This is a genomic window from Veillonella parvula, assembly GCF_040094895.1.
In the GTDB taxonomy this organism is placed as follows: Bacteria; Bacillota; Negativicutes; order Veillonellales; family Veillonellaceae; genus Veillonella; species Veillonella parvula_L.
Window position 1 is genome coordinate 1 of record NZ_JBBNGV010000002.1, and the last position, 22,614, is coordinate 22,614.

General features: G+C 36.7%; 21 protein-coding genes, 3 tRNA genes, 2 pseudogenes and 1 riboswitch. Of the genes and pseudogenes, 6 read left to right on the forward strand and 20 right to left on the reverse strand.

The genetic code is table 11. The features are described 5' to 3' along the window. The 9 genes from AAAT26_RS03925 to AAAT26_RS03965 form a co-directional block, all read right to left on the reverse strand. A partial coding sequence (locus tag AAAT26_RS03925; RefSeq protein ID WP_349208900.1) for an ESPR-type extended signal peptide-containing protein occupies positions 1–2,381 on the reverse strand: 2,381 nt, incomplete at its 3' end. Between the two features lie 416 nt (positions 2,382–2,797). After that, positions 2,798–3,769, reverse strand: coding sequence for a 5-oxoprolinase subunit C family protein (locus AAAT26_RS03930; RefSeq protein WP_432049348.1), 972 nt, complete (start codon positions 3,767–3,769; stop codon positions 2,798–2,800). 37 nt (positions 3,770–3,806) lie between these two features. Then, entirely contained in the window at positions 3,807–4,550 is a 744-nt protein-coding gene (pxpB, locus tag AAAT26_RS03935; protein ID WP_287518166.1) for a 5-oxoprolinase subunit PxpB, read from the reverse strand. Between the two features lie 74 nt (positions 4,551–4,624). Continuing rightward, the gene (locus tag AAAT26_RS03940; RefSeq protein ID WP_008602694.1) at positions 4,625–5,821 is read right to left on the reverse strand and encodes an NRAMP family divalent metal transporter; all 1,197 of its coding nucleotides are present in this window, start codon (positions 5,819–5,821) and stop codon (positions 4,625–4,627) included. A gap of 128 nt (positions 5,822–5,949) precedes the next feature. Beyond that, positions 5,950–6,717 (reverse strand): LamB/YcsF family protein, encoded by a 768-nt coding sequence (locus tag AAAT26_RS03945; RefSeq protein WP_008715691.1) that lies wholly within the window; start codon positions 6,715–6,717, stop codon positions 5,950–5,952. A 311-nt stretch (positions 6,718–7,028) separates the two neighbouring features. After that, on the reverse strand, positions 7,029–7,175 hold the full coding sequence (locus tag AAAT26_RS03950; protein WP_287526835.1) for a thiamine phosphate synthase: 147 nt from the start codon (positions 7,173–7,175) through the stop codon (positions 7,029–7,031). A gap of 4 nt (positions 7,176–7,179) precedes the next feature. Beyond that, a complete protein-coding gene (gene thiS / locus AAAT26_RS03955) occupies positions 7,180–7,377 on the reverse strand; it encodes a sulfur carrier protein ThiS (protein WP_349208902.1) in 198 nt (65 codons plus the stop codon). A gap of 23 nt (positions 7,378–7,400) precedes the next feature. Further along, positions 7,401–8,705 carry a phosphomethylpyrimidine synthase ThiC gene (thiC, locus tag AAAT26_RS03960; protein ID WP_349208903.1) on the reverse strand — a complete coding sequence of 435 codons (1,305 nt, stop codon included), beginning with the start codon at positions 8,703–8,705 and terminating at the stop codon, positions 7,401–7,403. Between the two features lie 78 nt (positions 8,706–8,783). Next, positions 8,784–8,891: riboswitch (TPP riboswitch) on the reverse strand. A 77-nt stretch (positions 8,892–8,968) separates the two neighbouring features. Beyond that, positions 8,969–11,122 carry an ATP-dependent Clp protease ATP-binding subunit gene (locus AAAT26_RS03965; protein WP_349208904.1) on the reverse strand — a complete coding sequence of 718 codons (2,154 nt, stop codon included), beginning with the start codon at positions 11,120–11,122 and terminating at the stop codon, positions 8,969–8,971. A gap of 274 nt (positions 11,123–11,396) precedes the next feature. On the opposite strand from AAAT26_RS03965, the gene AAAT26_RS03970 reads away from it, so the two are divergent. The 5 genes from AAAT26_RS03970 (at position 11,397) to AAAT26_RS03990 (ending at position 13,286) form a co-directional block, all read left to right on the forward strand. Beyond that, positions 11,397–11,543 (forward strand): hypothetical protein, encoded by a 147-nt coding sequence (locus AAAT26_RS03970; protein WP_349208905.1) that lies wholly within the window; start codon positions 11,397–11,399, stop codon positions 11,541–11,543. After that, on the forward strand, positions 11,540–11,938 hold the full coding sequence (locus AAAT26_RS03975; protein ID WP_349208906.1) for a type II toxin-antitoxin system death-on-curing family toxin: 399 nt from the start codon (positions 11,540–11,542) through the stop codon (positions 11,936–11,938). The genes AAAT26_RS03970 and AAAT26_RS03975 overlap by 4 nt, the downstream gene beginning before the upstream one ends. Before the next feature lie 611 nt (positions 11,939–12,549). Next, on the forward strand, positions 12,550–12,684 hold the full coding sequence (locus AAAT26_RS03980) for a hypothetical protein (protein ID WP_349208907.1): 135 nt from the start codon (positions 12,550–12,552) through the stop codon (positions 12,682–12,684). A 12-nt stretch (positions 12,685–12,696) separates the two neighbouring features. Further along, positions 12,697–12,870 carry a hypothetical protein gene (locus tag AAAT26_RS03985; protein WP_349208908.1) on the forward strand — a complete coding sequence of 58 codons (174 nt, stop codon included), beginning with the start codon at positions 12,697–12,699 and terminating at the stop codon, positions 12,868–12,870. A 59-nt stretch (positions 12,871–12,929) separates the two neighbouring features. After that, positions 12,930–13,286: a hypothetical protein gene (locus AAAT26_RS03990; RefSeq protein ID WP_302943593.1), complete on the forward strand. Its 357-nt coding sequence runs from the start codon at positions 12,930–12,932 to the stop codon at positions 13,284–13,286. Between the two features lie 148 nt (positions 13,287–13,434). Here AAAT26_RS03990 and AAAT26_RS03995 read toward each other — a convergent pair. Together AAAT26_RS03995 and AAAT26_RS04000 are read right to left on the reverse strand one after the other, a co-directional pair. After that, a pseudogene (locus AAAT26_RS03995) lies at positions 13,435–14,393 on the reverse strand (transposase-like zinc-binding domain-containing protein). Between the two features lie 283 nt (positions 14,394–14,676). Beyond that, positions 14,677–15,789 carry a PIN domain-containing protein gene (locus tag AAAT26_RS04000; protein WP_349208909.1) on the reverse strand — a complete coding sequence of 371 codons (1,113 nt, stop codon included), beginning with the start codon at positions 15,787–15,789 and terminating at the stop codon, positions 14,677–14,679. A gap of 678 nt (positions 15,790–16,467) precedes the next feature. On the opposite strand from AAAT26_RS04000, the gene AAAT26_RS04005 reads away from it, so the two are divergent. After that, positions 16,468–16,746, forward strand: coding sequence for a hypothetical protein (locus AAAT26_RS04005; RefSeq protein ID WP_349208910.1), 279 nt, complete (start codon positions 16,468–16,470; stop codon positions 16,744–16,746). A 215-nt stretch (positions 16,747–16,961) separates the two neighbouring features. Here AAAT26_RS04005 and tnpA read toward each other — a convergent pair. The 9 genes and pseudogenes from tnpA to rph form a co-directional block, all read right to left on the reverse strand. Then, positions 16,962–17,424 (reverse strand): annotated as a pseudogene (gene tnpA, locus AAAT26_RS04015) (IS200/IS605 family transposase). A gap of 189 nt (positions 17,425–17,613) precedes the next feature. After that, positions 17,614–17,690 (reverse strand) — tRNA-Arg (locus tag AAAT26_RS04020). Positions 17,691–17,795: 105 nt separating this feature from the next. Further along, a tRNA-Gly gene (locus tag AAAT26_RS04025) sits at positions 17,796–17,869 on the reverse strand. A 10-nt stretch (positions 17,870–17,879) separates the two neighbouring features. Next, positions 17,880–17,956, reverse strand: a tRNA-Pro gene (locus AAAT26_RS04030). A 379-nt stretch (positions 17,957–18,335) separates the two neighbouring features. After that, complete coding sequence (locus AAAT26_RS04035) at positions 18,336–19,541, reverse strand: NAD(P)-dependent malic enzyme (RefSeq protein ID WP_004693580.1); 1,206 nt, start codon at positions 19,539–19,541, stop codon at positions 18,336–18,338. Positions 19,542–19,829: 288 nt separating this feature from the next. Then, positions 19,830–20,612, reverse strand: coding sequence for an adenosylmethionine decarboxylase (speD, locus tag AAAT26_RS04040; protein WP_008715652.1), 783 nt, complete (start codon positions 20,610–20,612; stop codon positions 19,830–19,832). 77 nt (positions 20,613–20,689) lie between these two features. Further along, a complete protein-coding gene (locus AAAT26_RS04045) occupies positions 20,690–21,187 on the reverse strand; it encodes a metallophosphoesterase family protein (protein WP_004693585.1) in 498 nt (165 codons plus the stop codon). A gap of 66 nt (positions 21,188–21,253) precedes the next feature. After that, positions 21,254–21,829: an XTP/dITP diphosphatase gene (locus tag AAAT26_RS04050; RefSeq protein WP_221741301.1), complete on the reverse strand. Its 576-nt coding sequence runs from the start codon at positions 21,827–21,829 to the stop codon at positions 21,254–21,256. A gap of 1 nt (position 21,830) precedes the next feature. Beyond that, positions 21,831–22,586 carry a ribonuclease PH gene (gene rph, locus AAAT26_RS04055; RefSeq protein WP_221741302.1) on the reverse strand — a complete coding sequence of 252 codons (756 nt, stop codon included), beginning with the start codon at positions 22,584–22,586 and terminating at the stop codon, positions 21,831–21,833. Positions 22,587–22,614 lie beyond the last annotated feature (28 nt).

Here is a 22,614-nt window from a genome sequence, read left to right on the forward strand (position 1 = left end):
GTATCATCGAGTTTAACTGTCACATCGTCGCCATTAGCAACCGTAGTAAGACCATTTTCACCTTTCACATTGAATTTTACATCACCTGTACTCAAGGATTTTTCATCGGTAGAGCCATTATTACCACCTAAGGAAATCTTACGAGCGATAGCTGTAGTGTTTTTGTCAATGTTAGCTTTATTGGTTGCAATGTTATCCTTATTAGTTGCAATGTCAGCTTTGTTTGTTGCAATTTCGCCAATATTTTTATCTATTGCAGTTTTATTGTCGGCTATTTTTTGTTTATTGGCTGCAATATCTCCTTTATTTGTTGCAATATCAGCAGTATTTTTATCTATTGCAGTTTTATTATCAGCTATTTTTTGCTTATTATCTGCAATATCGCCTGCATTTTTAGCAATTGCGGTTTTATTTGTATCAATAGCAGTTTTGTTAGCTTCAGCTTTATCGTCAACTTTTTTCAATTGGGATACATTGACAGCATCTTTATCAGCAACACCATCTGCTACATTGGCAACTTTCAAATTGCCAGCATTAATACCTTTATCACCATCAATTTTTACAGTTTCATTACCGCTAGCATTATTGAAAGAAGCACTGTTTAATTTAGAAAGATCTTTTTTCAAAGCTACAGAGATTTTCTTATCATTTCTAGCAACCGCAACATTATCGCCACCAGAAAAATCTACTGTATTACCTTTTTCAACCGCTACTGGTGTAGCTTCACCATTAGCAGAAAGATTCCAACCATATTTGTTTTGATCAATCGCTTGATTAATCGCATTAGCTACATTAGCAGAATCCGCCATACCAGCCGAGGCTGTAGCGCTACCATTTGCTACAGTAATGTCTTGCTTTTTACCAGAAACTGTAATTTTCTTACCATTAGCTGTAGTGCTAATGTATGTATTATCACCATTTACAGCCAATTTACTATTAGCAAGGTTCACATCGCCTGTACCAGTATCACCTGTAAAAGCTAGATTAACACTCTTTAATTGCGCCACGTTTACTGCGTCTGTATCAGCAGTACCTGCAGCAACATAGTTAATTTGACGTGTTTGGTTTATCGTACCAACAGCAACACCACCTAATTTAGACGTTAGGGCGGCACCACTTAAACCAGCATATATATCTGTACGACTAGCATTAACATTATATCCCGCTACGCCTGAAGCAATATCAGCTATAGATTTTGAGCCAACAGCTACACCATCTACTACTTTACCTCTGGCGCCATCACCAACAGCCACAGAACGACTTGCAGATGCGTCTGTTGCAGCATTTGGGCCAATAGCAATAGAATTATCGGCCGTAGCACCAGTATTATCTTTATTAGCAGCATCAGAAGATTTTATAGATATATATTTATAAGCGATTTGGTCTACAATAGCGCTAAGTTGAGAGCCATTAATTGCATCTGTGGAAGTAGCACTTACTTCGCCAGGAGCCACATGTTTCAACTGACGTTCATACCCTTTAGAACCAAAAGATACAACGTCACCTGGCAATGTTTTATCACCACCAGCCCAGGAAGCAACAACATTATTTGGCAAAGTATAGCTAGATTGTTTTGTACCGCCTACATCAGTGTTAGAACCACCACCGATGGCAATAGCATTATCACGATTTGCTCTAGCGCCTGTACCAATAGCAATAGCATTTGTTACATCTTTATTGTCTTGGCCAGTAGCTCCAGTATCAGTTCCCGCCAAACGATCCTTCGCATTTGCACCTGTACCAATGGCAATACCGACATTACCAGACTGACCTTTCATCCCTAATGTGATACCAGATTCACCAGCCGTTGCCGATGTATATAGTGGTTTTCTCATATCAAATCCTGTTAAGCTTTGAACCGCACTACGCAAATCCCCAGTTTTATTCTCACCATTATTCGTAGTGTAAATAACTTTTACACTATCGGCTTTAACTACATCATCGCCACCAATAACAATAGAAGAGTTACCTTGAGCTATTGTATTTCCCCCAATGGCAATTGCTTGCTCCCCAATTACTCTTGCACCTTCATTAGCAGTATTACCACCACCAATAGCGATTCCTTGTGGACTGTTAACACTGGTACTAGAATTAGAACCTATTGCAATAGAATATCCACCAGCAGCTGCTGCATTTTGACCGAAACCTACAGCTTTATCACCAGTAATAGAAGCACCAGCCCCCAAGCCTACTGCTGTTGCATGCAGATTTGTAGGCAAAGTATTTGCCGCCATAGTGATGCTAGCATTAGTCATTGCTAATGCAGCCAAGATTGCTGCTACAACAATTTTCTTCTTGCCACCATTATTTTTAGCGAACTCAGATACTACTACGTAGCAGCTTTTTGATTTGCTCCAAACCACTTTAAAAATCTTATTCATACTTTCTCCTATAAACTATAGTAATAGTAATGCTCCCTCGATGTTTTATCATATGGTAAATCATACGAGAATTCCAAAATTTTCAATATTATAAGTATATCAAAACCTTTAATACACTATCAAGCTTTTTCATTTTTTATTCATAATTCTACACGGCGCACAAATGCAGCATTAATGCGTTTCATAGTGATTCATATCACAATTTTATATAAAATACGGGCTTATTTTATACCATAACGAAGAGATAAAATGAATATAAATTCATAATCATTATTTTAAACTTGTTTTATAAGATTATATTTTCCCACCACCTCATCAATTCATCTTACATTACATAACAAAAAGCTATCTCATAGAAATAACAATCTACAAGATAGCTTTATTGCTAGTTTATATAATTAAATAGGGAAAACCAATTAAGTTACATTAAAGGCATATACACTTTGTTCGTATGCTAATTGTATACGCTTATGTAAGCGTTTCATATATGTACGATATATCGCTTGTGCTTCTTCGACAGATACGATATCAAAATGAATTCCATCCCCCACTGGTAATTGGCTTAACCTAGGTAAATCTGCCGTAATCACAGTACCAATCTTTGTATAGCCACCTGTTGTTTGCCGATCTGCCATGAGCACTATAGGGTTTCCATCAGAAGGAACTTGGATAGAACCAAATACAGCTCCATCGGAGATAATATCCGCACCATCTATATGCTCTATAACAGGGCCATCCAAGCGAAAGCCCATGCGATCACATTGTACAGTCAATGTATATATTTTACTACCAAAGGTCTTAATCCCTTTCTCTGTAAAATACTTTGCTTGATTTCCGAGAACAACACGCAAAGGTTCGTGACACTCACGGCCGCCGCGGTTATATAGGGCGACATTGAATAAGTTATGACCATCATAGAAGTCGCACACATTCACTTCGTCTCTAGTAAATGCTTTAATGCCAAACTGATCACCTGCTTGTAACGGTCTCCCCTCAAGGCCACCTATCTTAGCCTTTGTATGAGTCGATACGCTACCATTAATAGTAGGAACATCAATACCGCCTGAGAAAGCAATATACATACGCACGCCACATTGGCTAAAGCTACCAGAAATAATATCTCCTTCATGACATATAAAAGGTATGTATCGAGGCACGACTATATTATTAATAGTGGGGTGCATATCAGCCCCTGTAAAAGCAACAATACATGTACCTTGAACCGTTAGTGTAGGCGGTAGCACGGTGCATTCTAAAGCACCTAAAGGCTCCTTGTTTCCTACTAAAGCCTGCCCCAATAGATAGCTTTCACTATCCATAGGCCCCGCTACAGGCATACCATATTGTTGATAGCCGACTCGTCCTGCATCTTGAATCGTTGTATACATTCCTGGTCCATCTACGTGGATTGAAGCTTTCTTAAAACTATTTAAAGCCACGCAAATCACCTACCTCTACTTCATGTACAACAGGAACATAAGCTGAACCTAAAGATTTGATGCGATAAAATTCAGTATCATCGATGGGCACATAACGAACGTAGTCCCCTGCTCTTAATAATGCAGCTTGTTTTTTAGACATATCATACATAGTCACAGGTGTGCGCCCAATGATTTGCCATCCCCCTGGAGAATCTGATGGATATATGCCAGTCTGTTCTCCTGCAATACCTACAGACCCGGCAGGAATCAAAGTTCTTGGCGAAGACAAGCGCGGAGTTGCAATGCGAGAATCCATCCCACCTAAGTAAGTAAAACCAGGAATAAAACCTAACATATAAACCAAATAATCAGTACCACTATGAATGGATACAACCTCAGCTTCACTTATATGATTATGAGAGGCTACAAAACCTAGATCTGGACCATACTCGCCACCGTATATGGTCGGGATTTCAACAATCGTAACACGTTCATTTCCGCTGTCTGTTACAGATTCTTGTAATATTGGATTAAGAGTTCCACAAATGTCGGAATACGTATATACCATTGCATCATATTGAATAAGCAATGCACAGTATGTAGGAACTAGTTCAATAATTCCATCTAGCTGTAAGAGTTTAATCTGCTCTATAACTTGTCGGATTTGTCGATTAATCTTTGGATCGATTGCTTGACCAAAATCAATAGAGATAGCGCAATCCCCTACAGGTGAAATTGTAGGTTTCATATGTACCTCCTGCTATAACTAGAAAGGACCATCACATTCAAGACGAACGTAATGGTGCTTTCACAGATAATTAATTAACCTAGTAACTTAGCAATACCTTTTAAAGATGTAACACCAATGTAAGATGTTACGAGCACTACAATCCACCCTGTATAATATAAAAGTTTATTGTGTTTATATGTTCCTACGATTTCAGATTTATGAGTTGCGACAAGCATAACTGCCAATGTAACAGGTAATATTAACCCATTTACAGAACCAGCTAAAATCAATAGAGATGCTGGTTTACCAATAAAAATCAGGATACATGTGGAAATAAAGATAAATGCCATAATAGTCAATTTTTCATTTCGTTCTACCACCTTAAACAATGTTTTTAAAAAGGATACTGATGTATAGGCAGCCCCTACTACAGAGGTCAATGCGGCACAGAAGAACACTATACCGAATAATTTATGCCCGATTTCACCAGCTCCTAAAAGAAAAGCAGAACCAGCTGGATCCTTAGCATCTAGTACAAATCCCATAGATACCACACCAAGAACAGCTAAGAATAATAATATACGAACTAGCGCATCAACAGACATGCCCATAATAGCTGCACGACGTACATCCTTTAAATGTTCTTGACCTGTAATACCAGCATCAATAAGGCGGTGACCACCAGAGAATGTTATATATCCACCTACGGTCCCTCCAATAAGAGTTATCGTAGCAAGCCACGGATAATTCGTAGGTACTATCGCATGAGTCACTGCTGTCCCTACTGGGGGATTCGTTGAAAATGCTACATAAGCAATGAGGACGAGCATAACCGTACCGAGTACTTTAGCCGTATTATCTAGAACACCACCCATCTTCTTAGATGTAAATAGTAAGATGCCCAAAATACCACTAATAGCGGCTGCTGTTGTTGTGTCGATACCAAATATAATATTGAGGCCCATAGAAGCACCACCAATATTACCGATATTAAAGGCTAATCCACCAAGGGAAATTAAAAATGCCACTATATACCCAAGGCCTGGTAATACCTTATTCGCAATATCTTGACCGCGCATTTGGGATACACCAATAATTGTCCACACATTAAGCTGTGCAATAATAGAGAAAATAACGGATATAACGATAGCAAATGCAAAGTCTGCTTTCAACTCATTTGTAAACGCTGCTGTTTGCAACATAAAGCCAGGCCCAATAGATGACGTGGCCATTAAGAAAGCTGCCCCTAATAGGACAGAGAAACTCGCTTTACCTGTAATTGGTTTCATAGGAACCTCCAAAATAATAATTAATCTATGTCATACTTATTGCTTAAAGCTCATACTTGCTTTTAATACTTATATTCGTATTTTCTGTTAGTATTAATTAAGCATTTATTTTAATGTTCTTAATAGTGTTATCGGTTTTGAAAATTCGCCACCGTTATACCAGCTTTTGATAGCTCTTCCCAAATATACTTTGTGAAAGCTATCGCTTCAGGATTATCTCCATGAACACATATGGAGTCAGCCACAATATCAATGGTCTTCCCCGTATTAGTAACAACCTTACCCTTTGTAACCATCATGAGAACTCGGTCTAAAGCCTCTTGCGGGTCTTTGATGAAAGCACCTACTTCTGTACGAGGGACCAATGTTCCCTCCTCTGTATAGCCACGATCGGCAAACACTTCCTGTATAACAGGAATGCCTCGTCGCTGTGCCTCTTGAGCAATATAGCTACCACTCAATACCATGGCCGCGATATTAGGATTTACCGCTTGTAAACCATCTAAAATTGCATCGGCTAGTACAGGCGTAACACAGGCTGTATTGTAAAAAGCACCATGTAATTTCATATGCTGTAAAGTAATGTCATAACTATCACAAAAAGCTTGAAGTGCACCTAGTTGGTACATCATATAGGCTTTTGCCTCAGCAGGACTTACTGCCATCGCACGACGACCAAATCCCATCAAATCTGGATAACCAGGATGCGCCCCTACGGCAACTCCTTTTTCTTTACATATGCGGACAGTCGCATCCATAATAAGAGGATCTCCAGCGTGCCAACCACAAGCAATATTAGCACTTGTTACGTGATTTAATACTTCACTATCCATGCCTAATGTATAGTTACCAAAACTTTCGCCTAAATCACTATTTAAATCTACATAATGAGACATATACTATTACCTCTTCATCTTCATTTATTTTATAAATTCTATAGAATATCGAATTTAATGATACGATTATACTAAACAAATCGATACGTTAGCAATGATTTTTATCATGTATACAAAATTCTTTTATAACCAAAAAAACCACAAGATTTTAATCTTGTGGTTTGTATGTAAACTCAATTTTTTATCTGACTCTACTATATCCAGTCATAAGCTCATAAACCGTATTTTGTATATTGTCCGACTCTGTTATTTCAGAAACGGCACAAATAAAATCGGGATGCGCTTGCCAAACGATATCAGTATTTGTCGTTTTAATCCCCCCCAATAGCAACAATAGGAAACTTACTAAATTGCTTTGCCCAATATACATAAGAAATTCCTACAGGATTAGCATTGGGTTTTGTCTGTGTAGAAAAAATAGGCCCTACCCCAATATTACCTATAGTAAATGTATCCAATATATCAATTACCTCCTACAAAGCTAACGATTTCTAATCTGTCAGCAGCCGTTAATTTAGTGGTTGTATATGCTTCCTTACTAAGAATCTCTCCATTAAGCTCAACTACAAAGTATTTACCAGAATAGCCTAATTCATCAAGAATCAAATGAAGTTGCTCACCTACAACATACTTTGGCTCTCCATTAACAATCAAATCCATAATGACCTCCCATATGAAAAAGCTTATAAAATATCAATATATTCTTCTTGTAAAGCTTTATTCATACTGCGTACAGCACAAAACTTGCCACACATCGAACAGGTTTCACTATGGTCTTCCTCCGGTGCTCTACTTTCACGAATAGAACGAGCCCGTTCAGGATCAATGGCACAAGCATATTGTGCCTTCCAATCGAGAACTTGACGTGCCTTAGCCATGGTGTCATCTATATCTCTTGCATTAGAAATACCACGAGCAATATCTGCAGCATGCGCCGCTATTTTGAAAGCCATAATTCCATCTTTTACATCATCTGCATTTGGTAAGGCTAAATGTTCCGCTGGTGTAACATAGCACAAGAATGACGCCCCATGCATACCAGCTACAGCCCCACCAATGGCAGCCGTAATATGGTCGTAGCCAGGAGCAATATCTGTTACGAGCGGCCCCAACACATAGAATGGTGCTCCATCACATAAGGATTCTTGAACTTCCATATTCATTTGTATTTGATGTAAAGGTACATGTCCAGGTCCTTCAATCATAGCTTGTACACCATATTGTTTCGCTCGTTTTGCCAATTCACCAAGCCTTACAAGCTCTTCAATTTGGCACACATCAGTTGCATCCGCTAAGCAACCTGGACGACAAGCATCACCTAAAGACAAAGTAACATCATATTCTTTGCAAATCTTTAAGATTTCATCAAAGTATTCGTAGAATGGATTTTCATGACCTGTCATGCTCATCCACGCAAATACCAAACTGCCTCCACGACTAACAATATTGAGCAACCGTTTATGATTCTTGATTTGATCTATTGTTTTTCTCGTAATACCACTGTGGATAGTAATAAAATCTACACCATCTTGAGCGTGTAATCGGATAGTGTCCAAGAAGTCTTGAGCCGTTAATTCACCCAAATCTTTTTGATGATGAATGACACTATCATAAATAGGTACTGTGCCAATCATTACTGGCGATGTCTCGATTAATTTACGTCTGAAAATACGGGTATCACCATGAGTGGAAAGATCCATGATTGCCTCTGCTCCAAGTCGAATAGCTCGATTAACCTTTTCAATTTCACTATCATAATCAGTGACGTCTTTTGATGTACCTAAATTAACATTGACTTTCGTTCTAAGGCGTTTGCCAATCCCCTCCGGCGAAATACTAGTATGTTGCTTGTTACAAGGAATAACAACCTTGCCTGAGGCCACTAGGGAGCGTAATACGTCTTCATCCATACGTTCTTTTTCCGCGACGACTTTCATTTCCTTCGTAACTACACCAGCCACAGCCGATTCCAATTGTGTCATAAACATTTTTACATCCTCCTATATAAAAGACATATATAGTTAGGTATGCAAAAACGGGTATCGAACAAAATGATCGATACCCGTATTAAGTATTAGCGTGCTTCCTACGCGGGCATGATCCCGATCAGGTATAAAGGTCAGGTGCTCGCAGCCCTTTCTCAGCCTATATAATAGGCTCCCTTGCATACTCACTATATAATTATGCTATTAATATTACTACTTTATTCAGATTTGTCAAATGATTATTCCGACACTTTTACGTCTATTATTTATTTCTCAGCCTTATCTTGGTCTTTGCTATCATCGGAATCTGCTTTTTCAGAGATTACAATATGACCATCCTTAACATCGGCAAGCAAGTGTTTAGCATCGATGTGATCCAAGTAGAAATCTGTTACATTATCGCGGATTTCAGATTCGATAACACGACGTAATGGACGAGCGCCCATAGTTTTGTCATACCCTTGTTCCATCAACAATTCTTTAGCTGCATCTGTTACATCAAGAGTGATGTCTTTTTTAGCTAAAGTTTTATTCACTTGATCAAGCATCAAATCTACAATTTTTTTCAAATCTTCTTTGCTCAATTGATTGAACTCGATAACTGCGTTGAAACGGTTCAAAAACTCTGGACGGAAGAATGGAGCGATGCGTTCCATTACATCTACTTTATTTTCATCATCATTGTCACTACCATAACCAAAACCTGCATTGGATGTAGCGATGATAACAGTATTTTTAAAGTTTACTGTGTTACCTTGACCATCTGTTAAGCGACCATCATCTAATACTTGAAGAAGTAATGTAATAACTTGAGGATCTGCTTTTTCGATTTCATCGAATAATACGATGGAATAAGGATTACGGCGTACGCGTTCAGTCAATGTATTAGAGTTATCTTCGTAACCAACATAACCAGCTGTAGCACCAATTAATTTAGATACGGCTGTGCGATCACTGTATTCAGACATATCCAAACGAATGATTGCATCTTTGTTACCGAACATATCTAGAGCTAATTGTTTAGCTAATTCTGTCTTACCAACACCTGTAGGACCTACGAATAAGAAGCTACCGATTGGACGGTTGCCTTCATCAAAGCCTGCGCGGTTACGACGAATTGCTTTAGATACAGCTTCTACGGCTTTATCTTGACCAATTACATGAGCTTCTAAACGAGATTTCATGTCTTTCAAGCGCTCGATATCGGATGCACCCATTTGAGATACAGGAATACCAGTCATTCTTTCAACGGCTTCTGCTACGTCGTTTACTTGAGCTACCACCTTTTGATTTTCTGTATGGTTATCAAGCTCTGCTTGTAACTTTTGAATACGCATTTTTTCATTAATCGCAGATTCATAGTCTTCTTTTTGAGCATATTCCTCTTGTTTTGCTTTAGCATCAGCAATATCTGCTTCCAAAGTTTTAATATCTGTTACAGGATGTTGAGACGCCAAATGAGCTGCTGTTACATCAATTAAATCAATAGCTTTATCTGGCAAGCTACGTTGTGGAATATACTGTACGGAATAATCTACAGCGGCTTTCAACACCGCATCTGGCAATTCAATGTTATGATGCGCTTCGTACAATGGACGAATGCCTTGTAAGATTTTGAAAGTATCTTCTGCAGATGGTGCATTGACCTTAACTTCATTGAAACGGCGAGCAAGAGCTGCATTTTTCATAATTGTGTTACGGTATTCATCTTGTGTTGTAGCACCGATAACTGTCATTTCACCACGGGACAAAGCAGGCTTCAAGATATCTGCCAAGCCTTTAGATCCTTGACCATCACCTGTGGACCCAGCACCCAAAATTTGGTGAATTTCATCGAAGAACAAGATAATATTGCCTACGGCTTTTACCTCTTTAATAAGGTTTTGAATGTTTTCTTCGAAGGAACCACGGTATTGAGTACCAGCTTCCAATCCGGAAATATCGATGGAAATGATTTCTTTATTTTTAATAGCTGCTGGAACGTCACCATTTACAATAGCTTGTGCCAAGCCTTCTACTACTGCAGTTTTACCAACACCAGCATCACCTACAAGTACAGGATTATTTTTAGTACGACGTGCTAAGATTTCTGCTGTTTCTTGGATTTCTTTGTTACGACCAATTACAGGATCGAGTTTACCATCACGAGCTTGTTGAGTTAAGTTTGTCCCCAAACGAGCAAGGATGCCATCTTGTTTAATTTTACCTTGTTGCGCAGCTTGAGCAGCTTGCATTTCCTCATTAGATGGTAATCGACCAGTTTGACGATAAAACGCAAATTCTTCTGGAGTTACTTCGCGACCATTAATCTTATAACTACGTCGTTCCGTGGAGTAACCACCCATATTACCCATCAATTGATTAAACAAATCATTCATACTAGAAAATTCATTACCAAAGTTATTAAAGTTGTTGTTCATATATTTTACCCCCTCATACATCATAGAGTTTAACTATTTGACTAATACTATTTTTACTGGGTTTATTTACCCTATGACATTATAATAGCCCCTAAAAGTCAAAAAGTCAATAGGTCAAAAATGAAATTTTAAAATTTTTTGACTTTTGTATTTGAGGATACCAAAACAAACAAAATTGTTTAACTTTTTAAGACATTAGTAACCAAACCTTTGCTTATTAATCTATCCAATATATAATAGAGCCATAAAGAAAATCAAAAGGAGGTCCACTTCAATGTCACAAGCAATACAAAAAAATCACAATCAGCCTATAATTATCACTAGCGCTAATAGTAAAGAATTAGCAGAAAAAATAAAAAAAGTATCCAAACAAGTTATGGAAAGAAATTATAAGTTATATAAGGCTTTAGAAAATAAATGAGTGAACGTATTATTCATTTTATCTTACAAGATATCTATGATTTTCATAAAGAATTGGAGAAAAACTTAGTCCTACTTTCTGGAACAAGAGATAACAGCTTATTAGAATCAGCTGTAAATTCTCCATTTCAAACCTTCATGGGAGAAGATTTATATGCTTCTATCTATGACAAAGCTGCTCAATTATGCTACGGAATAGCAAATAATCACCCATTTATAGATGGTAATAAACGGACTGCACTTCATAGTATGTATGTATATTTGATTATTAATGGATTGGATATCACAGCATCCGAACAAGAAGTAGAAAATGTAATCATTAATATAGCCGCTGGAAAAATGAATAATATAGAATTATCACAATGGTTACAAAATAATACTGTTGAAATAGAATAATTATCACTCTTACAAAAATCACCTTTCTTTTGCATATAATATGGCTTAAACACCTACATTATACTTAAGCAAGGTGATTTTTTTGTATAACTTTCGTTGTCGCACCCGCATAGTGAGTGGTTTTATGATTCACGATTACGTCGCAAACCAGTCTAAAGGCAATAACAGAAGGGGCTGTTTTGTTACAGCCCCTTCTTACTTCTTTATTAATTTTATAAAAATGAATTTTAAATGAAATTATCCCTATATTTTTTTTGTAATTAGTGTAATAATATAAGTATTAGTAATATATAGCAGTTTCAGTTCCTCAAATTATAATACTATATATGCGGCTATCAGATAATCACATATAAAAACAGTAGATATGGAGAATATGATACTAATAGTATATAGTGCCTTTAATGATTCTGCACAAGGGACCTCACTGATTAAAATTTTATATTACTATATCTCTATATTATATTAGAGATGCTTTATAGTATGAACATATTGTTCCTACGATTTAGATTTTTAAGGAGTGTTATTATGTCATTTTTAACAAACTTAGCAAAAAACATTGGGAAATCTGTAATTAATCAAGCACAACGAATGAATGGAAACAGGAAGCTGATATGATGGATGATGAAAAACTAGTCCGCATGCTAAATAACTATCTTCCGTGTCAAAAGAAAAATGCTTATATGCTTTCGGCTAAAGAACGCGGTACTATTGGTCGTCGTGATGGCGAATTCTATGTTCGATATTAAGGAGTCGTTATAATGGCAAGATTTGAAGTAAAATTTAGATACAAATCAACAGGTACAACCAATCGTGGTGGAATCAATACTATAACAGTTACAGCTGATAGCTCTTATGATGCCAGAAATCAAGTTATCTCATCTCACTCAAATGGAAATGGTATTACTATTGAATCGGTTGTAAGAAAAAGTTAATCTATCACTAAATACAACTTATACTGCTTACATATCAGTTAATTAAGAGGTATAACTATATGAAAAAAATTGCCCTATTACTCTTTATATTTTTAGCAACTACTGGATTAGCATCTGCTAAGGATGTATATGTAACAACTATGTCAAATGACAATGCATCCATGCAAATTTACATTGATGATTCTAGTATTGCTCATTTCAATAATACCTATACATTTTCTTATGCAGTTGTATCTAATACTACCGGGGAATCTGCAAGATTTACTGGTAGTATCGCCTCCTTCTTTACCCCTTACGATGTGTTTTATGTAAATGGTCAACCAACATATGTTAGTGAACTTACACCTGAAGGTCAAGCCATGATAAGAGCATTCCTATCTTATCTAGAGTCACATCAACCTACATTATCTTATTAAATACGATAATATATTCATAACACCATATGTCTTATGAATATTATAAATAGGTATCTTGGTGCAATAATATTATTTATAATAAATAGTACCTACTGCTACGTAAAGCCATAAGCGATAACGTGGGTTGTAGGACAAAAAGTGTGGGTGACTAATCCCAATAAGTTGGAAAATCTGTAGCCATATGTAGTTCATTCCAAACAAGAGCATCGCCCCATTGAGGAATTGAACGATGTATTTAGCAATAACCAGATAACCGTTTGTATATAACAGCAATCGATTCATCTGTAAGCATACAATTTAATATATCTAAAACAGAAAGCGGTCTTGGTGAGTGCATATAGCACTACCAATAGACCGCTTTTAGTCTTCTTTCAAGCGAAAGACCGCTATGAACTCGTAACATACTTCTTAGTTGAGCATTTACTCCACCTTCAATACGATTATTTGTTGTAGGTACTGTAATATCAGTACATTCTAAAAATGTAAATAAAGTTTGTTGCCTAATCAAACGCCATAGTGATGATTCGGCTTTAAGCAAACGCTCATGTGTAGAGCGTTTGTTTCCAAACTCATCAACCGTCATTTCTGGCAAAAAATGTGAAATAGGCATCTTTGGTGACTACTATAAGGCAAAACTTTCCGTAATGCTTTAGGTAAACCATTAGCCCCATCAGACACAACGGCTTTAGGTTCAGCAATCCGTTACATTAAATATTGCCAAGCTCCAGCATGCTCATAACGGCAGACATCCCATCCTAGAACATGAGTATCATTGCAACAAATCAACACACATACATTCCTAGATAAGTATATTCCATCAAGATATACCACATCATGTATACTTTCTTCTACTTTTGGTGGCAATGGCCATATGGGCCAAAATTTGGCAGTTTTACGCCTGAATGTACGACCTTTGCCAGGCATATCAGCTTGAATATTGGTACTGAATAACCAATTCAAGAATAGGTTTAACTCTTTACTTAGATTATTAATTTTGACGGTAAATGCCACCTTACAATGTTTACAAAACCAACGCTGAGAAGCAGATTTTAAAACACCATGTTTAACACATTTTTCATTACAATCAGGACATTTTATTTGTCGCATAAACTCTTCATCCATATTTGTTTATATATAGGAAGATATAATATCATTTTAGTCAGCAATTACAAGGGTTAATTGATGTTTTTACCCACACTTTTGGTCCTATAAGCCCCTCTTTTCTTTGGCAATCCAAGCAGGGATTTTCCCCATCCCACGACTTAGAAGTATGTAACCAAATATAGTCTGATATATATTTATAAGTATATAAGCATAAATATATTTTTTACTTGTATAAAGGAATCTGTTCTTCTCATACCAAAATAACAAATAATAGAAAATACCCATTCTAAGAGACAAAATAGTTATCAAAGTCAATATCGTGCTCGGTTAATTCAACCTGTACATCATCATATTGCACCTCTAATTCTATCGAATCGGTAAGTTCTTTTTGTACCTTATAATCGTCAATATCAATATTTCTATCTATTATATTCTGATTATCAAAACTAAAACTAAACGGCAATTCTATGCGCACCAAAAAAGTATTCTTACCACGAACAATATTTTCGTAAACAAAAACTTTATCTTCAGAATCATATGGAGATGTATATGGATCAAAGAACTCATATTCTGCATCTAAGCTATAAGTTAAATATAATTCACCTAAATATGGCATTCCATTCATTGAATTAATAGAAAAATCTATATCTTTAATATCTATATTTGATACATCTATTACATCTGAATCATCATATCCATCTAAAAAAACTGTATACTCCAGAGATTGTAGCACGTCGATAATATAATTATTAAATTTTTCTCCATTCAGACAGGATTGTAATGGGCTAATTGAATGAGCAAAATAATCTGTATCAGTTCGAACAAGAGAAATGAATTCAAAAAGATTATTATAAATAGTATATCCATCATGTAAATCAAATGACTCTATAAAGCCCTTATCTTCACTAATAATAATAAAATTATTGTCATCATCTTCCTGTCCTTTTTGATATTTAATTAAACTTATATTCATAGCATCCTTAAACTCATATTGCTTTTTATTAGTAAATGGAGAAACAATATTTATATAATCATCCAAAATCTGTTCAAGTTGTAGCTTATCAAGTGGTATTTTCTTAGCACTACAAAGTTTAAAAAATTGATCAATCTTTGAATATTCACCATTTAAAATCTGTTTTTGAAGTTGTTCATTCGAATAATTATCCACAAGTTTTGCATCGTATTTACTGCAAAGATTCTCTTTTGCAGCTATATATCGTTCAATAGCGTCTATAGTAGGTTTTCGCTTATGCTTTTTTAGTTCCGCAACTACTACATCAGTAAAAACTAATGTGATAAGTCCTTGCTCACAATATCGTTCAAGTTCAAGCAAAATTCCTGAGGTAAATTTCATTCCTAACTTAATAAAAATATTCGTATCAATAAATACCGTATACATTAAATCATCTCCTTAATTTACATCCATATGATATATCACAAACTATTCAGGTCATATATTATCTTCTTAAAATATACTATATATTATGATACAGTAAAAATATATTATACCTTTTCCTCATATAAATATAGGAATGTATTCATTATGGATTAATCAATTATAGAATATACTAGGTTTCTATATAACAAATTTATTCAAGTTAAGTAGTTTTATTTCATCATGGTCCACTTGGAAACAATTTAATTTAATAATTACTTCATCACAGCAAAAATTACCTTAGAACAAATTTTTAACTTAGAAGATTCATTAAAGACATCTCTATTACCAGCAATATCTTAGTCCGTTCTAAAAATTGCTATTTCTACAGGGAGTTCAAGCAAAAAAACACTATTAAGTTACTATATTAATTTTTGTACTATTTATCGTCCAATTCTTGTAATAAAGCATCATCACAATCTATCTTATCTAAGCCCTCTAAAGATACATAAACAATTGAAGAAGAAAATAATTTCTAGCTTATTACGAAAAACATTATTTAGAATATTGCATAAAGTTGCTATTACAATGAGGATTACGCACCAAAAGGCTACTTGTATTACAATGGAATGAAATAGAATTCATTGATGAGTGTAAAGCTAAAATCCATATTGATATTTTTTTGGGGAAACTAAAAAAGGTATGGCTAGAAAAGGGCCTAAGAGAGCAAGTAGTAAGCGAGTCATCACAATCAATGATAACTATACCATAACTGTCTTAAAGAAATCTAAGACTGACTCTAAAGGCAAGTTAAGGGTGGCGGAAAATAAAACAGGTTTGATGCATCTAGACAAGCACAACTTTACTAAATGTTATTTTACTAAAGTAGGTAAAATACTAGGCTTTACCAAGCATATTTCTAGTCATGTAGCAAAGCATACATTTATCTCTTATATGGTTCAAAAAATGTTCCTTACATAGAGATTGCAAAGTTAGCAGGTCATGAAAATACTGCTATAATAATTAGTGTATAAGCTCATGCAATACCAAAAGAATCAACCACCCGTAAAACGGGTGGTTTGCTCTGACCCTATAAGGGTCTTTCTCTAGTGGTGTCCCTCTAAAGAGGGCATTGAATGATCTGACAACCACTCTATTACCACTGGCTGCCCCCTACTCGGGGGCTTTTATTTTGCCTATTTTACCGGCTCACCCGTAAACGGGTCGGTATATTCTTTAAAGTTTAATGTATCTTGTACTATATCTTCTTGTAACTGATTGCGAATATACTCTTTTATCGCTCCTGCATATCGTCCCACCGTATCCACATAATTTCCTCTACACCAAAAATGTCTATTTCCATACTTATATTTTAAATTTGCGTGTTTATCGAATATCATGAGGCTACTTTTGCTTTAAATATCCCATAAAACTTGATACGCTTAAATGTCGTGAAATTGTTACTAGCATATGTATATGATCCGGACAGCATTCTGCCTCGATAATTTCTACATTTTTTCTCTTACATAAATCTCTTAGAATTTTACCTACATCAGCTTTTATCCGACCATAAATTATTTGTCTTCTATACTTTGGTGCAAAAACAATATGATATTTACATCTCCATTTACTATGTGATAAGCTTTTTACGTCATTCATTGACATTGAACCTCCTATGTTGAAATATTGTGGTTGCCAGACCAACTCCATTTTAGCACTAGGAGGTTCTTTCCTTTTCTCTAAGAAATTTTACTGACCCCCAGTTTAACTGGGGGTTTAGTCATGCCTATTCGGCGTACAATAAAAATAACCGTAAGGGCTGAAACCCTTACGGCTATTACGTTTCTTTGGTGATCCAGGAGGGATTCGAACCCCCGACCCACGGCTTAGAAGGCCGTTGCTCTATCCAACTGAGCTACTGAACCATGTGGATTACCTATATATGTAATTATCTATTATAGTATAAATTATGTACTATGTATCGTCAACTACACCCTATCTTAGTATACCCTAAAAAAGGCAAAAAAAAATGGAGCGGGTGAAGGGAATCGAACCCTCGCGACCAGCTTGGAAGGCTGGGGCTCTACCATTGAGCTACACCCGCAAATAAAAAATGGTCGGAGCAGCAGGATTCGAACCTGCGACCCCCTGGTCCCAAGCCAGGTGCGCTACCAAACTGCGCTATGCCCCGTCATTAATTACTTTGCTATTATAGCAAACCCGGTAGTTGATGTCAACCACTACTCTTGCTGAGTTCTTACTCTCTTGAGTATCGCTCTGCAACGAAAATTATTATATCATTGATAGAAACTAGTGACAAGTACTTTTTTACAACTTCATTAATTTTTTACTGATACATTAATACATTCTTTAATATATATCTATCCTTACTTCTATTATCCTATACGCCTACGCCTCTATATCATTTTAATCTATAGATTATTCGCCCTAATAGTATAAAGCCAATCATATACTTAATCGATCATATAAAAACATGCACCCCTTTCGAGGTGCATGTTGTATTGTTCTATGGTTATATAAGATTATAAAATGCTAGTAAAGCAAATAAATTAACCTTCGTAGCTACCATCTTCTATTGCTTGAGGATTTTTAGCAATACCTTGTTTTACAGCAACTTCAGCAACTGCTTTAGCAACAGCTGGAGCTACGCGAGGATCGAATACGGATGGCATTACGTTTTCTTCGTTCAATTCACTATCAGGAATCAAGTGAGCCAAAGCGTCAGCAGCAGCTAATTTCATTTCGTCAGTGATTTGAGACGCACGAACGTCGATAGCACCGCGGAATACACCTGGGAATACTGCTACGTTGTTGATTTGGTTAGGAGCATCGGAACGACCTGTACCAGCAACACGGATACCAGCAGCTTTCATATCAGCATATGTTGCTTCTGGATTAGGGTTAGCCATTGCAAATACAATTGCATCATCAGCTAAGCTTTCCAAAATTTCTTTTGTGAAAGCACCCGCTGCAGATACACCAAGAAGAATATCAGCACCTTTAGCATTTTCAGCCAAATCACCATGTTTTTCTTCAAGTTTAAGTAAATCGATTAATTCAGCTTGTAAAGAGTCAAGACGTTTGTAGTCTTTATGCAATACGCCAGAGGATACCAATAATGTAATATCACGAGCACCTGCAAGGTATAATAAGCGAGCAATATTAGCACCTGCCGCACCAGCACCGTTTACAACGATTTTAGCAGTAGCTAAATCCTTTTTAACCAAACGAAGAGCGCCTTTTACACCTGCTAAGCATGCGATAGCAGTACCGTGTTGGTCATCGTGGAATACAGGGATTTCTAACTCTGCTTTCAAACGATTTTCAACTTCATAGCATTTAGGAGAGGAAATATCTTCCAAATTAATACCAGCAAAGTTTTTTTGCAACAATTTTACTGTATTGATCAATGTATCAGCATCTTTTGTATCTACAACCAATGGAATGCAGTCTACATCACCGAATTTTTTGAACAATAAGGATTTACCTTCCATTACAGGCAATGCTGCTGCAGCGCCAATATCACCAAGGCCAAGTACACGAGTACCGTCAGATACAACGGCAACCATGTTGGAACGGCAAGTTAATTCGAAGGATTCTGCTTCATTATCTTTAATACGCAAACATGGTTCTGCTACACCTGGTGTGTAAGCTACAGATAAATCATGAGCGTCTTTTAATTCATATTTAGTTCCTACAGTAAGGAAACCTTTTAATTCACGTTTTTTTTGTACAGCTAATTCACGTACGTCCATAACAATTCTCCTTTGTGGATACACTCGGACTCTTTAGAGTCGGTAATTTATACCTTTAACTAATTGTATTATACAAAATGCTAAATCATAATTCAAGTTTTTTCGATATAGTTTTTCGATTTTTTTAAAAACAACTATCATTAAGCTCCCATAATAATAAAGATTAAGCTCCAGTAGTAATAAAGTAAATTATAAAAAAGTAGATAAACCATATAAGGCTTATCTACTTCAAATCTATCTTCGTATTATACGATAAAAGCTATAACAACAATGTTATAAAAGCTGTCTTTAAGCTTTTACAGATGGCAAATTGCGTCCATAGAAGATTTCCATCATTTCTTGTTTTAATTGATGTTTAATTTGCTTGATTTCACGATCGCTCAACTCTGACTCAGTAATGCCAAAAAGATAATTATCTAAATCAAATTCTTTTAACATCATCTTAGTATGGAAAATATTTTCTTGATATACATTTACATCAATCATGTTGTACATATTGCGAGTTTTTGCACTGATGTAATTTTGAATAGAATTGATACGATGATCAATATAAATTTTCTTACCAGACACGTCCCGAGTAAAGCCACGTACATGATAATCCAAGGTAAGAATATCAGAGTCAAAACTTTGAATTAAGTAATTAAGTGCATTTAACGGAGAGATTTGTCCACATGTAGACACTTCAATGTCGGCACGGAATGTACTAATCCCTTTGTGCGGATGGCTTTCAGGATACGTATGTACAGTAAGATGCGATTTATCTAAATGCATAACTACATCTTCTTTTTCAATTTCCTCTTCAGAAATTAAAATCGTAACAGAAGCACCTTGTGGATCATAATCTTGTTTCGCTACATTAAGGATATTGGCGCCGATGATATGGCTAACTTCCGTCAAAATAGCCGTTAAACGATCCGCATTGTATACTTCATCAATGTACTGAATGTATTGTTTTTTCTCTTCTTCCGTACGAGTATAACAAATATCATAAATATTAAAACTCAATGTTTTCGTGAGATTGTTAAAACCATATAACTTCATTTTAGGCTTTGCTTTAACTGGTGTATCCATGATATGTCATAACCCTTTCCATGCATAGACTTACTATTCCTTTTGAAAGTTTCAAAACCGAAGCTTTCACCATATAACTAAACAATATCTTGTTTATACACAAACTCTACATCAAACTGTCCATTATCGTAGGTAACGATGGCAAAGGTACCACCGGAGCGATCACGAGCCAAAGAAATACTACCAGGATTTACAAATACCGCATCACGGGCACGAACCTCCCCATGATGATGGCTATGACCGGACACGATGAGTCGCGCACCCATGTCAGTTCCTAACTCAATCAGTTTTTGTATTCGATTATAATATGATACCTCATGACCATGTGTCATGTAAATATAGGTATCTTCAAGAGGAATTAATTGCTCTCGTGGTTCAAGCGGTTGCACCCGGTCGTTGTTCCCACGCACAGCATATACAGGAATATCAGTATGTTCCTGCATATAGCGTGCGTCATCTCCAAAATCGCCAGCATGAAGCCACATATCAATGTCTTGATCAGCGGTAGCAGCCAAGACGAGGTCGATATCCTCTAGATACCCATGAGTGTCACTTAAAATGCCAATTCGTTTCATTGTATTTAATCTCTAATGCCACTATATTATATATTTATATGAACTATACCATATAGTTCGAAAATATCAAAGTTTGTTAATTAATTCACGTAATGCACGGCCACGATGACTAATCGTTTCCTTCTCTTCTATACTTAGCTCTGCCATCGTCTTTTTAAACTCAGGCACATAGAAGTACGGATCATAGCCAAAGCCATTCTCCCCTTTTGGCTCATCTTGAACGAGTCCATCACAATAGCCTTCCGCAGTAACTTCTCGGCCATCAGGATAAACAAGCGCTAAAGCGCATACATAATGACCTGTACGGTTACTTTTCCCTTGTAGTTCACGAATTAACTTCTCGTTGTTTGCATTGTCATCACCATGACGACCTGCATAACGCGCAGAATATACACCTGGTGCACCATTGAGGACATCGACAGTAATGCCAGAATCATCAGCAAGGCATGGGCGATTCGTAGCCCTCGCATAGTAACGAGCCTTCAACAGAGCATTTTCCATAAAGGTTGTACCAGTTTCCTCAGGCTCCTCAATGGAAATCACAGCTTTTACAGGTACACAATCGATAGATAAATGGGAAAAAGCCTCAGAGAACTCACGAATTTTTCCTTTATTGCCTGTAGCAAGCACAATTTGTTCCATTTTATACCTCCGGAGCTGTAGGATACTCTTTACCTACTTTATCTGCTGTCGCACCAAGTACTTCACGTTGTTTAGCCATGAGCTCATCTGTAGCAGCCTCTGCTAAATCAAGTAAAGCGTTGAGCTCATCACGATTAAATGTACCGTGTTCACCTGTACCTTGTACTTCAACCATATTACCAGAACCGGTACGGACTACATTCATATCTACAATGGCGGCACTATCCTCTTCGTAACAAAGGTCCGTAATAGGACCATCTGGACCAATACCTACGGAGATGGCTGCACAGAAGTCAGTAATTGGAAATTTGTCAGCTCCGCCAAAGGTGAAGTCCACCGCATCAACGAGGGCTACAAAGGCACCCGTAATAGAGGCTGTTCGTGTACCACCATCCGCTTGAATCACATCGCAGTCGATAGTGATAGAACGTTCTCCTAATGCTTCAAGGTCTACAACAGCACGCAATGCACGGCCGATAAGACGTTGAATTTCTACGGTACGACCAGTTTGCTTCCCCTTTGCGGCCTCACGACTCACGCGAGTTTGCGTAGAGCGTGGCAATAATGAGTATTCCGCAGTTACCCATCCTTGTCCCGAACCTTTTAACCAGCGTGGCACAGAATCCTCAACAGTAGCCGTACAGATAACCTTGGTCTTACCACACTCAATAAGTACAGAACCTTCTGCATACTCTGTAAAATTCCGTGTTATTTTAATAGGTCGCAATTGACCGGCTGTTCTATTATCGCTGCGCATAGGAACCTCATCATTCTAAAAGTAAATA

Bases quoted from the DNA above. Each gene is read 5' to 3' on its own strand.
- AAAT26_RS03930 (WP_432049348.1), bottom strand. From the start codon at position 3,769: ATGTATACAACGATTCAAGATGCAGGACGAGTCGGCTATCAACAATAT.
- pxpB (WP_287518166.1), bottom strand. From the start codon at position 4,550: ATGAAACCTACAATTTCACCTGTAGGGGATTGCGCTATCTCTATTGAT.
- AAAT26_RS03940 (WP_008602694.1), bottom strand. From the start codon at position 5,821: ATGAAACCAATTACAGGTAAAGCGAGTTTCTCTGTCCTATTAGGGGCA.
- AAAT26_RS03945 (WP_008715691.1), bottom strand. From the start codon at position 6,717: ATGTCTCATTATGTAGATTTAAATAGTGATTTAGGCGAAAGTTTTGGT.
- thiS (WP_349208902.1), bottom strand. From the start codon at position 7,377: ATGGATTTGATTGTTAATGGAGAGCCAAAGTATGTTGTAGGTGAGCAA.
- thiC (WP_349208903.1), bottom strand. From the start codon at position 8,705: ATGTTTATGACACAATTGGAATCGGCTGTGGCTGGTGTAGTTACGAAG.
- AAAT26_RS03965 (WP_349208904.1), bottom strand. From the start codon at position 11,122: ATGAACAACAACTTTAATAACTTTGGTAATGAATTTTCTAGTATGAAT.
- AAAT26_RS03970 (WP_349208905.1), top strand. From the start codon at position 11,397: ATGTCACAAGCAATACAAAAAAATCACAATCAGCCTATAATTATCACT.
- AAAT26_RS03975 (WP_349208906.1), top strand. From the start codon at position 11,540: ATGAGTGAACGTATTATTCATTTTATCTTACAAGATATCTATGATTTT.
- AAAT26_RS03980 (WP_349208907.1), top strand. From the start codon at position 12,550: ATGATGGATGATGAAAAACTAGTCCGCATGCTAAATAACTATCTTCCG.
- AAAT26_RS03985 (WP_349208908.1), top strand. From the start codon at position 12,697: ATGGCAAGATTTGAAGTAAAATTTAGATACAAATCAACAGGTACAACC.
- AAAT26_RS03990 (WP_302943593.1), top strand. From the start codon at position 12,930: ATGAAAAAAATTGCCCTATTACTCTTTATATTTTTAGCAACTACTGGA.
- AAAT26_RS04000 (WP_349208909.1), bottom strand. From the start codon at position 15,789: ATGTATACGGTATTTATTGATACGAATATTTTTATTAAGTTAGGAATG.
- AAAT26_RS04005 (WP_349208910.1), top strand. From the start codon at position 16,468: ATGGCTAGAAAAGGGCCTAAGAGAGCAAGTAGTAAGCGAGTCATCACA.
- AAAT26_RS04035 (WP_004693580.1), bottom strand. From the start codon at position 19,541: ATGGACGTACGTGAATTAGCTGTACAAAAAAAACGTGAATTAAAAGGT.
- speD (WP_008715652.1), bottom strand. From the start codon at position 20,612: ATGGATACACCAGTTAAAGCAAAGCCTAAAATGAAGTTATATGGTTTT.
- AAAT26_RS04045 (WP_004693585.1), bottom strand. From the start codon at position 21,187: ATGAAACGAATTGGCATTTTAAGTGACACTCATGGGTATCTAGAGGAT.
- AAAT26_RS04050 (WP_221741301.1), bottom strand. From the start codon at position 21,829: ATGGAACAAATTGTGCTTGCTACAGGCAATAAAGGAAAAATTCGTGAG.
- rph (WP_221741302.1), bottom strand. From the start codon at position 22,586: ATGCGCAGCGATAATAGAACAGCCGGTCAATTGCGACCTATTAAAATA.